The organism is Variovorax sp. DAIF25 (genome assembly GCF_050711835.1).
In the GTDB taxonomy this organism is placed as follows: Bacteria; Pseudomonadota; Gammaproteobacteria; order Burkholderiales; family Burkholderiaceae_C; genus Variovorax.
Genome location: NZ_CP136636.1, coordinates 3,271,558 through 3,285,473 on the forward strand (window position 1 = coordinate 3,271,558; position 13,916 = coordinate 3,285,473).

Sequence of the window (13,916 nt, forward strand, 5' to 3'; positions counted from 1 at the left end):
TCGCTCCCGAGGTTGTGCACGTCGCCCGGGCGTCAGAAGTAGCCTGGGCTTCGGTCCGGCTTTCCGGTAAACCGCTCTGGTCTGCGGCTTGATTGTCGCGTCAGGGTATCGCCGATCTCGCGTGCGTGCAGGGACTCCTCGAGCTCGAGCTCGCGAGCTCGGCGCCGTGCCTCTGCTGGGTTGCCGAAGGGGGATGGGTCCCCCTCGAATGCGCTGGTTGTCACCCGGACCGGTCGGCAGTACCAGGTCTGCGGGTAGTCGTCGGACTTGATGTTTTTTGATCCATGGCCGCGCGCGATGACCTCGACGCCGCTGATCAGGGTTCCGCCTCGGATCTCCCGCACTCGCGCTCGATCGAGTGGCGGGATGACGTAGGTCTCGCCATCGGGCTGAAGGAGCATCGCGATCATGATGCTCCGCCCCGGCCGAGGATCCCAGACGCGATGCCGGTAGAACAGCTCGCCGATTCTGTGGGTGTGCTTGATAGCCTGTTCGGACGGCAGCTTTCGCCCTTCATGCCGGGTGCGGAAGACCTCGTAGTGATGCGCAGGCTGAATTGACACTGTTTAAATATACAGTAGTATTCGCCCATGTTCGCTACTTCCGACACGCTCTGGATCCAGGCCTGCGCCCATCGCCTGCAGCGGCAGTGGCGCACGGTCGACCCGGAGGTGCTTGAAGATGTGGCGCGCGACCTGGCGCAGGATCCGAGGCTGCGAGCGATGCCGCCGGGAGAGGCTGCTGTGGACTGGCTGCGGCCGGTCAACGAGTTGGAGTAGTACATGCCGCTCGAGCAGCTTGCCATCGCGGTACTCGGCTTCGTGGCCGCCTGGCTGTCTCAGGACGGCCGGGAAGCGCGCAGGCGGTGGGCATGCTTGTTCGGTATCGCCGGCACGCCGTTTTGGCTGTACGCGAGCTGGCAGGGCGCCCAGTGGGGCGTCTTCGCCCTGAGCGTGCTCTACGGGCTCGCCTGGTTGCGCGGGATCTGGATAGGCTGGCTCGCCCCGCTCAGTCGTCTTCGACCTCTTCGGCGGTGAGCGGCTCGCCCTTCTTGCTGATCCGCAGCAGGCGCGGAGCACCGCCCCCTCTCGCCTGCAGGATCAGGTCGATGAATCGGTCATCATCAGCCGGCCGCATCCCACGGTGATACACGGCAATCTTTTCGAAGGTGTCGGCCACGAGCTGGCGGGCACGCATGCGCGCTTCGTAGTCGAGGCTGTCGACGCCTTCGATCAAGGCTTTCCACCGTTCATCGGCTCCGGTGAGGTCCGATCGCGCGGCTTCCGACAATGCACGCTCGGCCTGCCGGACTCGATCGCGGGCGAGATCGCGATCGGTTTCCAGCTCTCGTGCGCGTCGGATGAACGTCGCCGGCGCACCGTCGGCACTCTCGAGCAATGCCTCGGTGATGCGCTCGAGCTTCGTCTCGATGTCCCGCAGCCGGGCCGCCGCCACCGCCAGTTCGCTACGAGGGAGCGCGCTGCGATCACCGTCGTAAAGGGATTGAAGATTGACCATGTCCGAGCAGTAGCGCATCAGGGCGCGCTCGATCGGTGCCGAGGAGCAAGATCCCTTCACCGCACAGCTCTCACCACTGTTCACTCGGATGCACTGCAGCCGGCGGTGGCCGTCGGCCAGAGTGCCGTCGATGCGGCGCTTGTTCGCCATCGTCTGGCTCTTCAGCGGTGAGGCGCAATAGCCGCACACGGTCACCCCGAAGCCGGTGAGCAACGAAGGGATCTCGCCTTTCACGTGCTGCCTGCTGCGAAGGCCGGCCAGCTGCTGCAGTTCGGTCCACACGTCTGCATCGATGACGGCGGGGTAGTAGCTCTTGAGCACGTGCGTGTCAGGCTCGAGCACCAGGTGCTTTTCGCCCTTGAGCGCCGGGCTGGCCAGCAGACGGACCAGGTGTCCCGAAGTCGGGGCCCCGTCGCTCGTCGACATGCCGGCGTCGTGGAGCGTTTTGGCGATCTGCCCCGTGCCAATCCCGCGGCGAAACAGGTCCACGGCAACACGGATCGCCTCGGCACGCTCGGGGATGATCTCCCAATGGCCGTCGACGACGCGCAGCCAGCCGGGCGTTTTGCCATAGCGGATGAGCCCGCGGTACGTGCCTGCGATCCACCCGAGGCATTGCCGGCGGATAGCGTCGCGCACTCGCTTGCTCTTCGTGTCCGATTCTTCGTGCGCGCGGATCATCACCAGCAGGCTGTACACGAGATCCATGGGATTGGCCTTCAGCCGATCGCGGCTGTAGATCTTGCCGTCGCTGGCCGTCACGACCGATATGCCGGCCGAGATGATGGCTGTCAGCTGGGCCTGCGCTTGGATCGGTTCAGCTCGAGAGAGCCGGTCGAGGCCTTCGACGACAAGGAACGAGCCGGCGGGCACCTGGCCATCTTCGACGGCCTTCAGGAAGACGCCCAGTGCGCCTTTTTTCACGTGCTTCTCGTGGAAGGCCGAGAGGCCCTCGTCGCGCATTGAAAGCGTCTCGTCGAGGGGGAGGGCGTGTTCCTTGGCCCACGCCGCGGCGTAGGCGCCCTGGCGCTCCGAGCTCGCCCCGCCGGCTTGGCGGGCGTCGCTGAAACGCATGTAGCTGTAAACCTTGGCCGTCATGCGAGCCAGTTTACTTTGCGCGCGTAGGGCTTACCTCAATCAGGTTCAAAGGGACTTTCTCAGCCGGGACGGCAAGCCGACCCAACACCCCTAGCGAACCGCCATTTTAGGCCCGTCGCGGCGTACCGGGGGCATTCCGCGAAGTCCGGGACAATCCGCGCCACAACGAACGAGGGCGCGCACGAGCGCGCCGAAAGGGAATGACATGGCAGACGCTGCTACCGCTGCGGCCTCCGAGGAGGCCACCCGGCCGCCCCCGGCCGCGACCCGCCTGCGCCGCTTCCGGGTCGACGTCGGCACCATCATCTGCGCCGTCGCGCTGGTCCAGTCGCTGCTGCTGGTGGCGCTGGGCTACTGGGGCGCGCAGCGGCTGGTGTCGCGCGTCGGCGAGTCGGCGCACAAGGTGAGCCACGACCGCATCGAGGACAACGTGCTGGCCTTCCTCGCCAAGACCCAGGCGGTGGTGCACGCCATCGGCGATTCGCCGAGCCTGCATCCGCTGGGCGAGGACGGCGAGCGCAGCGCCGAGATGCTGTGGACCATGCTCGAGGAAGCCTCCGAGCTCGACAGCCTCGGCGTGGCCAGCGACGACGGCCACCTGCTGATGGCCGAGCGCTATCCCGTGTCGGCGATCCGCCAGGTGGTGCGCGACCCGGCCTTCAGCACCGAGACCTGGGAATACAAGCGCTCGGTCGACATCGAGGGCGGCGATCCGCGCCAGCGCTTCGCGACCACGCGCATCGAGTCATTCCGCAGCGACCACGACGCCACCGAGCGCGACTGGTACCGCGAGGCGCTGGCGCGGAAGGCGCCGGTGTGGACGCCACCGTTCCACCTGGCCGACGGCGAGGAGCTCGGCGTGAGCTACGCCCAGCCGGCCGAGCGGCTCGACGACGAGGGGCGGCACCTGCAGTCGATGGTGGTGGTCGGCCACCTGTCGCTGGGCCACCTGTCGACGCTGGTGCGCCAGTTCGGCAGCCGTGGTCCCGGCGAGAGCGTGCTGCTGAGCGACGACCACCACGTGCTCGCGCGCAGCGACCATCCCGATCCCGTGCGCGCGCTGCAATGGCCCGAGGGCGGCGTGCTCGGCGCGGTGCATGCCTACATGCTGGCCCACGGCATCTCGGAGAACGTGGAGGACGAGAGCTTCGTCGTCACCCATGCGGGCGAGCGCTACCGGGTCGAGTCCTCGCGCATCGGCCCCACGGGCTGGGAGCTGATCAGCTGGGAGCCCGAGGCCGCGCTGCTCGCCGGCGTGGAGCGCCTGGTGCGCTGGGGCCTGCTGCTGACCCTGGCCTTCCTGGCGTTCGCGCTCTTCATCTCGCTGCGGCTGTCGAAGCTGGTGACCGCGCCGATCGAGAAGCTGTCGCAGACCGCGCGCCGCATCGGCCGGCTCGAGCTCGACGACCTGCCGCAGCAGCCCAGCCGCGTGCTCGAGATCCAGCACCTGAACCAGGCGCTCGACGACTCCGCGCGCAGCCTGCGGGCCTTCAGCAAGTTCGTGCCGGTGCATCTGATCCGCCAGCTCGTGGCCGAGGGCCACGCGCTGGCGCCCGGCGGGTCGCCGCGCCGCATCACCGCCATGTTCACCGACGTCGAGGGCTTCACGAGCATCGCCGAATCGCTGCCGGCCGACCTACTGGTGCGCCAGCTCACCGAGTACTTCAACCTCGCGCAGCGCGTGTTCGCGCGCCATGGCGGCGTGGTCGACAAGTACATGGGCGACGGCATCATGGTGCTGTGGGGCGCGCCGCTCGACCTGCCCGACGCCGAGTACCGCGCCTGCCTCGCGGCACGCGAGCTGCATGCCGAGATGGCCGAGCTCAACCGCCGCTGGCAGGCCGAGGGGTTGCAGCCCTTCCACACGCGCATTGGCATGCACACGGGCGTGGTGATCGCCGGCGTGCTCGGGTCCAGCGACCGGCTCTCCTACACCGCGCTCGGCGACGTGATCAACGCCGCGAGCCGCATCGAGGGCAGCAACAAGGAGCTGGGCACGCGCACGCTGATGTCCGAAGCTACCCACGCGGGCCTGAACGGGCGGCTGCCCACGCGCCGCATCGAGGAGCAGGTGGCGCTGCGCGGCCGGCAGACGCGCATGGTGCTCTACGAACTGCTCGAGGAGAACGAGGCGCCCTAGAGATCGAGCACCAGCCGCGGCGAACGCGCACGCGAGCAGCAGGGCAGGAACTGGTCGTTCGCGGCCTGCTCTGCGGGCGTGAGAAAGAGGTCGTGGTGCGCGACCTCGCCCTCGAGCACGCGCGTGAGGCAGGTGCCGCAGACGCCCTGGGCGCAGGACACCGGGATCTCGATGCCCTCGGCCGCGAGCGCGTCCACCACGCTGAGCGCGGCCGGCACGCGCACCACGCGGCCGCTGCTGCGCAACTGCACCTCGAAGCTGCCGGCCTCTTCGACGGGTGGCAGCGCGCCCGCGAAGCATTCGAAATGCACGCGCGCCTCGGGCCAGCCCTGCGTGCGGGCCGTGGCGCGCACCGCCTCGATGAAGCCTTTCGGCCCGCAGACGTAGAGATGGCGCCCGGGCGCCGGTTCGCCGATGGTGGCGGCCAGGTCGATGCGCTGCGCGGGCGGGCCGTCGTCGTGGTGGAAGAACACCCGCTCGGCGAAGGCCGCCGCCCGCAGCCGCGCGCGATAGGCCGCGCGCGCCGCGCTGCGGCTGCAGCAGTGCAGCGCGAAGTCGCGGCCCAGCGCCGCGAGCCGGTGCGCCATCGCGAGCAGCGGCGTGATGCCGATGCCGCCGGCCAGCAGCAGGCTGTGATCGGCCCCTTCATCGAGCGCGAACAGATTGCGCGGCGTACCGACCTGCAGCAGCGTGCCTTCGGCCACCGCCTCGTGCAGCGCGCGTGAGCCGCCGCGCGATGCCGCCTCGCGCAGCACGCCGATCTCGTAGTGGCCGGGCGCTTGCGCGGGCGGGTTGCACAGCGAGTAGGGCCGCACCAGGCCGCCGGGCAGCAGCAGCTCGATGTGCGCGCCGGCCTCGAAGGGCGGCAGCGCGCCGCCGTCGACCGCCTCGAGCCGGAAGCCCGCGATGCCCTCGGCCTCGATCGTCTTGCGCGCGACGCGCACCGCGATGCGTTCGATGGCCGCGCTCATTCGCCCTGCAGGAAGTTGCCGGCCTCGAAGCGCACCGGCGGCGCCTCGGCATCGAAGCTCACGCCGGCCGGGTCGCGGCCTTCGCGCAGCGCGTCGAGCTGGCGCTGCAGCAGCCGGCGCAGCATCACGATGCCGCGGTCGGAGCTCGCCAGGTGCTCCTCCGAATGCGCGGTGATCGCGCCCTGGCTCACCTGGGCCTCGTAGTCGCCGGGAAAGCGGCGGTGCTCCTCCTCGCTGAGCTCCTCCCACAGCTTGCCGTTGAGGCGCGAGCGCACCCGAGCGAGATCGCCGGGCTCCTTCACCCGGCCCACGGTGTAGATGCGGAAGCTGTGGTCGTCGATCGGCAGCACCCAGCCGATCGATTCGACCCGGCCATAGGCCGCCACGCGCGGGTTCGGCACCACGCGCAGGGTCGGCAGCACCGGCCCGGCCACGCGGCGGAACACGCGGCCGTCCTCGAGGCGGCGGATCGAGGTGATCATCACGCCGGTCTCGGTGCTCTCGAAGTTCACCTCGGGCATCTGGCCCATCAGCGCCACGAACTGGGTGCCGCTGAAGCTGCCGTGCAGCACCGGCACGTGGAAGGGGTCGGCCACGTTCTCGTAGTGCTGCAGCCAGTTGCAGGGAATGATCCGCGGCCCGCCGCCGCCGATGCTGTTGTCGTCGGCCTCGAGCGTCTCGCCCCCGTCGAGCACCTCCAGGCAGTCGTAGCGCGGCAGCACCGGCTTCTTCTCGGCCGGGCCGAGGTAGGCCCAGACCAGGCCGTAGCGCTCCTCGACCGGGTACCAGGGCTGGCGCACGCGGCCGCGCGTGCGCGCGCCGTTCTCGGGCTCGCAGGGCTGGTCGACGCAGTGGCCCTGCACGTCGAACATCCAGCCGTGGTAGCAGCAGCGGATGCCGCCTTCCTCCACGCGGCCGTAGTAGAGCGAGGCGCCGCGGTGGGCGCAGCGCCAGTGCACCAGGCCGGGCCGGCTGCCCTTGTCGCGGAACAGGATCAGGTCCTCGCCGAGCACGCGCACCTGGCGCGGCGTGTCGGTGGCATCGGCGGCCAGCCCGATCGGATGCCAGTAGCGCCGCAGCAGCTCGCCCATCGGCGTGCCGGCGCCGACCTCGGTCAGCTCGGCCTTGTGGCTCGGCGGCTTGCGGCCGTAGGCGGTGCCGGTGTCGAAGGCGACCGGCTGCCAGCCGGACGCGGAAGAGGAAGAGGAGGGGGGAAGGACGGTGCTCATTCGGGGGTGACTCCTGCGGCCTTGATCAGGTCCGCGACACGGGGGAAATCGGCTTTCTGGCCGGCGCGGAACTCGGCCGGCGTGCTGCCCAGCGGCTCGAAGCCGAAGCCGGCCAGCCGCTCCTGCACGTCGGGCTGGCGCGTGACTGCCTGCAGCGCGGCGACCCATTCGTCGAGCACCGGCTGCGGCGTCTTCGCGGGCGCGTAGACGCCGATCCAGCTGTCGAGGTCGAAGCCCGCGAAGCCCTGCTCGGCGAAGGTCGGCACCTCGGGCATCGAGCGCACGCGGCGCTTTCCGGTGATGCCCAGCACCTTGATGCGGCCGGCCTGCGCCAGCCCGCGCGCGGTGGCCGGGTTGGCCCAGGCCACGCCCAGCGCCTCGCCGAACAGGTCGTTGTGCGCGGCCGCCTCGGCCTTGTAGGGCACGTGGATCAGGTCGATGCCGGCCTGGCGCGCGAGCAGCTCGCCGAACAGGTGGGCGTTCGAGCCGTTGCCCCAGGTGCCGTAGCTGATGCCGCGGTGCGCCTTGGCGTAGGCGACGAACTCGCGCACGTTCGAGAACGGCGCCGAGGCACGCGCGATCAGCATCGGCCCGCCGGTCGCGAGCTGCGACAGCGGTTCGAAGTCCTTCACCGGGTCGTAGGGCAGGCGCGGCTGCAGCACCACGTTGTTGATGTGCGTGAGCGGCAGCGTCAGCAGCACCGTGTAGCCATCGGGCGCCGCCTTGGCAACCGCGTCGGCCGCGATGGTGCCGCTGGCGCCGGGCCGGGGCTCGACGATCACCGGCTGGTTCCAGCGTGCCTTGAGCTTCTCGGCGTAGATGCGCGCGATCGAGTCCATCGGCCCGCCGCCCGAGCCGAAGGGGATGATGCGCACCACGCGGGTCGGGAAGTTCGGCGCGCTGGCCTGCGCGAAGGCCGGGCCGGCGGCGCCGGCCATGACGGCGCCGAGAAGGCCGAGCGCGCGTCGGCGCGTCGGCTGGGGTCGCAACGGATTCATCGTGTCTCCAGGTCGTGCTGTACTTGTGGACCCGACGATAAGTACCGCCCGTGCCCCGGGCAATTCGAAGCTTTGGATATGAGATATGGCCCGACGTGATATCCGCAGCCTGGACGTCGGCATGCTGCGGACCTTCGATGCGCTGATGCGCGAGCGCAGCGTGTCGCGCGCGGCGACGCGCCTGTTCCTGAGCCAGCCCGCGGTGAGCGCCTCGCTCAACCGGCTGCGCGAGACCTTCGACGACCCGCTGTTCACGCGCACCGCGCACGGCGTGCAGCCCACCGCGCGCGCCACGGCGCTGGCGGGCCAGGTCGAGCGCGTGCTGGCCGACCTGTCGGCCATGCTCGAGCCCGACGACCGCTTCCAGCCCGAGCATTCGCAGCGCATCTTCCGCATCTCGGGCGGCGACTACGCGAGCCACCTGCTGCTGCCGCGGCTGGCCAACGAGCTCGTGGCCTGCGGTTCGCGCGTGCGGCTGTACTGGGAGACCAGCTCCTTCCTCACGCTGACCGAGCGGCTGCGCAAGGGCGATTTCGACGTCGCCGTGCTGCCGCGGCTGCAGCCGCCGAGCGACTGCGAGTCGGCGCTGCTCTACGAGGACCGCTACGTGGTCGCGGTGCGCCGCGGCCATCCGACCATGGGCGAGGCCGCCTCGCTCGACGACTTCTGCGCCGCGCCGCACGTGTTCCTGGGCTACGGCAGCTCGGCGCTCGACGACCTGATCGACCAGGTGCTCGCGCGCCAGGGCCGCCAGCGCAGCATGAGCGTGGCCATGACCAGCTTCGGCCAGATCGTCGACCTGCTGGCGCAGACCGACCACGTGGCCGTGATGCCGCTGCGCGTGGCCGCGCGCTTCGACGCGCTGCTCGCGGTGCATCCGCTGCCCTTCGAGCTGCAGGGCTACCGCTCGGTCGTGTGCTGGAACCGGCGCTCGAATTCCGACGCCGGCGTGCTGTGGCTCAAGGACGCGCTGCTGCGCATCGGGCGCGAGGCCGATGCGGTGCCGATGCCCGTGCCTACGTCGGCCTGACGCGCCGCGCGAAGGCTTCGAGCCCGTCGATGGTCATCTGGACGTGGCGCTCGAAGCTGCTGTCCAGCGGCACCGTGCTGCCGTTGTCCCAGCGCACGATGAAGGCGCGGTTGGCCAGCAGCGGCAGGTTGCGCGAGAGTACCGGGTGGTCGAGCGGGCGGATGGTGTGGACGCGCTCGCGCAGCTCCTCGGCCCAGGTCTGCGTGTTGTCCGAGGGCAGCGGCGAGAACTCCATCGTGAGGAAGCCCAGCATCGCAGCGATCGTGCAGTTGTAGGCCTCGCGCAGCGGCTCGCCCTCGAAGCCGGCCTCGGTCAGCGCCGTGAGCACGCCCTCGACCAGCGCGGTCGGCAGGCTGCCGTTGGAAACCAGCTGCGCGCCCAGCAGCTGCGCGACGTTGGGATGGCGACGCACGGCCGCGCGGCAGCGGCGGAACAGCTCGGCGATCCAGGCCTGCCAGCCCGGCTGCGCGGCATCGGCGGGCGGCGCCACGTCGGCCATGACCGTGGCCGCGACTTCGGCCAGCAGCGCCTCGCGCGAGCTCACGTGCCAGTGCACCGTGGCCGGGTAGACGCCGAGCCGTGCCGCCACCTCGCGCAGGCTGAAGGCGCCGAGGCCGGCCTCGTCGATCAGCGCCAGCGCGACCTCGGCGATCCGGCCCTTGGTCAGCGCGGCGCCGCCCGCGGGTCGGCCGGCGGTGCGGGGCGGGGGAGCGGCTTTCTTGCGCGCGGTGGTCATCGGGTGGGTGCCATTGTTCGGTCGGTGAATTGATTGTATAAACATCGAAAAATTGAGCATCGAACAATTAACGCTGAGCCAAGCGTCAATTCCAGCCGTCCAACCCTTTCCAGGAGCCGCCATGACCCTTGCCCCCATCGACCACGCCCTGGCCGAGGCGCACCGCCGTTTCGCCGAGGCCAACCCCGCCAGCCGGCGCCAGTTCGAGGCCAATGTCGAGTCCATGCCCGGCGGCAACACGCGCTCGGTGCTGTTCTACGCGCCGTTCCCGCTGACCATCGCGCGCGGCGAGGGGGCCGCGCTGTGGGATGCCGACGGCCACCGCTACGCCGACTTCATCGCCGAGTACACGGCCGGCGTCTACGGCCACTCGGCGCCCGAGATCCGCGAGGCCGTGATCGAGGCGATGCAGGGCGGCGTCAACCTCACGGGCCACAACCTGCTCGAGGGCCGGCTGGCGCGGACCATCCGCGAGCGCTTCCCGCAGGTCGAACGACTGCGCTTCACCAACTCGGGCACCGAGGCCAACCTGATGGCGCTCACGGCCGCGCTGCACTTCACGGGGCGGCGCCGCATCGTGGTGTTCTCGGGCGGCTACCACGGTGGCGTGCTGGGCTTCGGCGACCAGCCCTTGCCCACCACCGTGCCCTTCGACTTCCTCGTGCTGCCCTACAACGACGCCGAGACGGCGCGCTCCCGCATCGCCGAGCAGGCCTCGCAGATCGCGGCCGTGCTGGTCGAGCCGATGCAGGGCGCGGCCGGCTGCATCCCGGGGCAGCCCGATTTCCTGCAGGCGCTGCGCGAGGCGGCCACGGCGGCCGGCGCGCTGCTGATCTTCGACGAGGTCATGACCTCGCGGCTGGGCCCGCGCGGGCTGGCCAACGAGCTGGGCATCCGCGCCGACCTCACGACCCTGGGCAAGTACATCGGTGGCGGCATGTCCTTCGGCGCCTTCGGCGGCCGCGCCGACGTGATGGCGCAGTTCGACCCGCGCACCGGCGCGCTCGCGCACTCGGGCACCTTCAACAACAACGTGATGACCATGGCGGCCGGCCAGGCGGGCCTCACGCAGCTGTTCACGCCCGAGGCGGCCGGCGCGCTGGCCGAGCGCGGCGAGGCGATGCGCGCGCGGCTCAACGCGCTGGGCGCGAAGGAGGGCGTGGCGCTGCAGTTCACGGGCGTGGGTTCGCTGATGAACGCGCATTTCCTGCAGGGCGAGGTGCGGCGCGTGGCCGATCTTGCGGCGGTCGATGGGCGGCTGCGCCAGCTGCTGTTCTTCCACCTGCTGAACGCGGGCATCTACACCTCGCCGCGCGGCTTCGTGGTGCTGTCGCTGCCGCTCGGCGACGCCGACATCGAACGCTACGTGGGGGCCATCGGCGGCTTCATCGCCGAGTACCGCGCGCTGCTGCCCGCTCTGGGCTGAACGCGGCTCAGGCCTTGCCGGCCACGCCCAGCAGCTCGTGCAGCCGGGTGCTGGTGGTCGTGTACTGCAGCGGGATCGCCTTCCCGGGGAACACGATCGCCGCGGCGCCCCATGCGGCCAGCGTGGCCTCGTGGAAGCCGCAGACGATCAGCTTCTTCTTGCCCGGGTAGGTGTTGATGTCGCCGACCGCGAACACGCCCGCTTCGCGCGTCTGGTACTTCTCGGTGTCGACCGGCACCTGCTTGCGCTCGAGCTCGAAGCCCCAGTCGGCGATCGGCCCGAGGCGCGGCGAGATGCCCAGGCAGGCGACCAGCGCATCGAGCGGCAGCTCGACCGTGCTGGCATCGGGCGTGGCGATGCGCAGCGTCTGGCCGTCGAAGCCGCTGGGCTGGCCGACCTGGAAGCCCAGCCGGCCCTCGGCCACCAGCGCGCGCATCGCGGCCACCGTGGCCTCGTCGGCCTGGAAGCCGTCGCGCCGATGCACCAGCGTGACCTGCCTGGCGATGGCGGTCAGCGCGATCGCGGTTTCGAGCGCCGTGTCGTCGCCGCCATTGACCACCACGGCCTGGCCCGCGAAGCGGTCGAGCGAGTCGGGGTGATAGAACAGCGATTGGCCCTCGAAGCGGCCGATGTCGTCCAGCGCGATGCGCTTGGGCACGAAGGCGCCGACGCCGGCCGCGATGAACACCGTCTTCGCGAGGAAGCGGCGGCCGGCCGAGGTGCCCAGCAGCAGCCGCTGGTCGGCCTGGCGCTCGAGCGTGGCGACCTGCTCGCCGAAATGGAAGACCGGCTTGAACGGCGCCACCTGCGCCAGCAGCGACTGCGCGAGCTCGCGCCCGCTGGTCACCGGCGTGCCGGGAATGTCGTAGATCGGCTTGTGGCCGTACAGCGCCACGCACTGGCCGCCCGCGGCGGGCAGCGCATCGACGATGTGGCAGGAGATCTCGAGCAGGCCGAGCTGGAAGGCCTGGAACAGCCCCACCGGGCCGGCGCCGATGATCAGGGCGTCGGTCTCGATGGGGGCGGGGGACTGGCTCAGCGCACCAGCTCCGAGATCTTGCCCGTCTTGTCCTTCCACTCGTCGGCGTCGGGCAGGGCGGGCTTGCGCTTGGTGATGCTCTTCCAGCCGTCGGCCTGGGCCAGCTCGGCATTGAGCTTGATGAAGGCGATCTGGTCGGCCGGCAGGTCTTCCTCGGCGAAGATGGCGTTGGCCGGGCACTCGGGAATGCAGACCGCGCAGTCGATGCATTCGTCCGGGTCGATCACCAGCATGTTGGGACCTTCGCGGAAGCAGTCGACGGGGCAAACGTCCACGCAGTCGGTGTATTTGCAACGGATGCAGGCTTCGGAGACGACGTGGGTCATTTGGCGTTGTATGCGGTCTGTGGTCGGGAAAAACCCTTGATTTTAGGCCTTTGCGGCGCTCGGCCGCACGAGCACGGCCGCCGAGGTGCGATGCGAGGCCGTATCGACCAGCACCAGCGAGCCCAGCGTGCGCGAGCGCGTGAACGGCAGCACGGCCAGCGGCTGCTGCAGCGCGAGCACCACGTCGCCGATGGCATTGGCCTCGAGCTGGGTCGCGGGCTCGGATTCGAGCGTCGTGATGTTGACCCGGTCGACGATGCGCGCGACCTTGGCCTTGACCCAGCGATGCCCCTGCAGCGCCCAGTAGACGCGGCCCGCGACCAGCGGCTCGTCGTCGAGCCAGGCCACGGTGGCGGTGATCTCGCGCACCGGCTCGAAGGCCTCGGGCGCCAGCAGCCAGTCGCCGCGCGACACGTCGACCTCGCGGTCGAGCACGATGCCGGCGCTGTGGCCCGCATGCACGGTCTTCGGCTGGCGCGCGTGGCTCAGCACCTGGGCCACGGTGGCGGTCTGGTTGCTCGGCAGCACGGTCACGCGCTGGCCCGGCTCGACATGGCCCGAGGCCACGCGGCCCCAGAACACGCGGCGGCCCTGCGAGGTATCGGCCGAGGACGAGAACTTCTCGACCCATTGCACCGGGAAGGCGAAGGGCACCGATTCGTCCTGCGCCGTCACCGGCAACTGTTCGAGCAGCTCGAGCAGGCTCGGGCCCTCGTAGCCGACCCAGTCGGCATGGCGGGTGGCCACGTTCCAGCCCTTGAGCGCCGAGATCGGCACGATCGCGGCCACCTGCACGCCCGCGGCTTCGGCGAAGGCGTTGAGCGCGGCCGAGATGCGTTCGAAGGCCAGGCCGGCATCGGCGATGGCGTCGAGCTTGTTGACCGCGAACACGATCGACTGCACGCGCAGCAGGTGCGTCAGCAGCGTGTGGCGGCGCGTCTGCGGCAGCAGCTCGCGCTTGACCACGGTGCCGTCCTCCACCTCGGCGGCCCAGGCCAGCTTGGTGGCATCGACCAGCACCACGGCGGCGTCGGCGGCCGAGGCGGCCGTCACCATGTTGCGCGTGTACTGCTCGTGGCCCGGTGCGTCGCCGATGATGAACTTGCGCTTGGCGGTCGAGAAGTAGCGGTAGGCCACGTCGATCGTGATGCCTTGCTCGCGCTCGGCCGACAGGCCGTCGGTCAGCAGCGCGAGGTCGGTCTCGCCGCCGCGCTGCACGCCAGCGAGCTGGTCCTGCAGCACGGTCTTGCTGTCGACCAGCAGGCGGCCGATCAGCGTGCTCTTGCCGTCATCGACCGAGCCGCAGGTGATGAAGCGCAGCGCGGTGCCGGTGTCGGCTGTGATTTCGGGTGGAAGCGTGGTGGCGGTCATGGGTTTCTTTCGGGAGACACCGCGGAACCGGCTT

14 protein-coding genes are annotated in these 13,916 nt (G+C 70.3%); 5 read left to right on the plus strand and 9 right to left on the minus strand.

Going from position 1 to position 13,916, the window contains the following annotated elements; all coding sequences use genetic code 11:
* Positions 1-32 precede the first annotated feature (32 nt).
* Complete coding sequence (locus tag R0232_RS15210; protein ID WP_431512627.1) at positions 33-410, minus strand: hypothetical protein; 378 nt, start codon at positions 408-410, stop codon at positions 33-35.
* A 180-nt stretch (positions 411-590) separates the two neighbouring features.
* On the opposite strand from R0232_RS15210, the gene R0232_RS15215 reads away from it, so the two are divergent.
* Complete coding sequence (locus R0232_RS15215; protein WP_431512628.1) at positions 591-779, plus strand: hypothetical protein; 189 nt, start codon at positions 591-593, stop codon at positions 777-779.
* A 3-nt stretch (positions 780-782) separates the two neighbouring features.
* Entirely contained in the window at positions 783-1,037 is a 255-nt protein-coding gene (locus R0232_RS15220) for a hypothetical protein (protein ID WP_431512629.1), read from the plus strand.
* On the opposite strand, the gene R0232_RS15225 is transcribed toward R0232_RS15220, so the two are convergent.
* The gene (locus R0232_RS15225) at positions 1,009-2,616 is read right to left on the minus strand and encodes a recombinase family protein (protein ID WP_431512630.1); all 1,608 of its coding nucleotides are present in this window, start codon (positions 2,614-2,616) and stop codon (positions 1,009-1,011) included. The genes R0232_RS15220 and R0232_RS15225 overlap by 29 nt on opposite strands.
* Positions 2,617-2,821: 205 nt before the next feature.
* Here R0232_RS15225 and R0232_RS15230 point away from each other — a divergent pair, with 205 nt between their 5' ends.
* Positions 2,822-4,756, plus strand: a complete 1,935-nt coding sequence (locus R0232_RS15230; protein WP_431512631.1) for an adenylate/guanylate cyclase domain-containing protein — start codon at positions 2,822-2,824, stop codon at positions 4,754-4,756.
* Here the strand turns inward: R0232_RS15230 and R0232_RS15235 are convergent.
* Genes R0232_RS15235 through R0232_RS15245 form a run of 3 tightly spaced genes read right to left on the minus strand, consistent with a single transcriptional unit; the run spans position 4,753 to position 7,954 of the window.
* Positions 4,753-5,727, minus strand: a complete 975-nt coding sequence (locus tag R0232_RS15235; protein WP_431512632.1) for a PDR/VanB family oxidoreductase — start codon at positions 5,725-5,727, stop codon at positions 4,753-4,755. The two genes, R0232_RS15230 and R0232_RS15235, sit on opposite strands and share 4 nt — an antisense overlap.
* Positions 5,724-6,956, minus strand: a complete 1,233-nt coding sequence (locus tag R0232_RS15240) for a Rieske 2Fe-2S domain-containing protein (protein WP_431512633.1) — start codon at positions 6,954-6,956, stop codon at positions 5,724-5,726. The genes R0232_RS15235 and R0232_RS15240 overlap by 4 nt, the downstream gene beginning before the upstream one ends.
* Positions 6,953-7,954 (minus strand): Bug family tripartite tricarboxylate transporter substrate binding protein, encoded by a 1,002-nt coding sequence (locus R0232_RS15245; RefSeq protein ID WP_208509284.1) that lies wholly within the window; start codon positions 7,952-7,954, stop codon positions 6,953-6,955. The genes R0232_RS15240 and R0232_RS15245 overlap by 4 nt, the downstream gene beginning before the upstream one ends.
* A gap of 85 nt (positions 7,955-8,039) precedes the next feature.
* Here R0232_RS15245 and R0232_RS15250 point away from each other — a divergent pair, with 85 nt between their 5' ends.
* Positions 8,040-8,984: a LysR family transcriptional regulator gene (locus tag R0232_RS15250; protein WP_057596670.1), complete on the plus strand. Its 945-nt coding sequence runs from the start codon at positions 8,040-8,042 to the stop codon at positions 8,982-8,984.
* Here R0232_RS15250 and R0232_RS15255 read toward each other — a convergent pair.
* Positions 8,971-9,720 carry a TetR/AcrR family transcriptional regulator gene (locus tag R0232_RS15255; protein ID WP_431512634.1) on the minus strand — a complete coding sequence of 250 codons (750 nt, stop codon included), beginning with the start codon at positions 9,718-9,720 and terminating at the stop codon, positions 8,971-8,973. The two genes, R0232_RS15250 and R0232_RS15255, sit on opposite strands and share 14 nt — an antisense overlap.
* A gap of 121 nt (positions 9,721-9,841) precedes the next feature.
* On the opposite strand from R0232_RS15255, the gene R0232_RS15260 reads away from it, so the two are divergent.
* On the plus strand, positions 9,842-11,146 hold the full coding sequence (locus R0232_RS15260) for an aspartate aminotransferase family protein (RefSeq protein ID WP_431512635.1): 1,305 nt from the start codon (positions 9,842-9,844) through the stop codon (positions 11,144-11,146).
* A gap of 7 nt (positions 11,147-11,153) precedes the next feature.
* On the opposite strand, the gene R0232_RS15265 is transcribed toward R0232_RS15260, so the two are convergent.
* Genes R0232_RS15265 through R0232_RS15275 form a run of 3 tightly spaced genes read right to left on the minus strand, consistent with a single transcriptional unit; the run spans position 11,154 to position 13,882 of the window.
* Positions 11,154-12,224: an NAD(P)/FAD-dependent oxidoreductase gene (locus R0232_RS15265; RefSeq protein WP_431512636.1), complete on the minus strand. Its 1,071-nt coding sequence runs from the start codon at positions 12,222-12,224 to the stop codon at positions 11,154-11,156.
* On the minus strand, positions 12,182-12,511 hold the full coding sequence (fdxA, locus tag R0232_RS15270; RefSeq protein ID WP_057596674.1) for a ferredoxin FdxA: 330 nt from the start codon (positions 12,509-12,511) through the stop codon (positions 12,182-12,184). The genes R0232_RS15265 and fdxA overlap by 43 nt, the downstream gene beginning before the upstream one ends.
* A 42-nt stretch (positions 12,512-12,553) precedes the next feature.
* Positions 12,554-13,882, minus strand: a complete 1,329-nt coding sequence (locus R0232_RS15275) for a sulfate adenylyltransferase subunit 1 (RefSeq protein WP_431512637.1) — start codon at positions 13,880-13,882, stop codon at positions 12,554-12,556.
* Positions 13,883-13,916 lie beyond the last annotated feature (34 nt).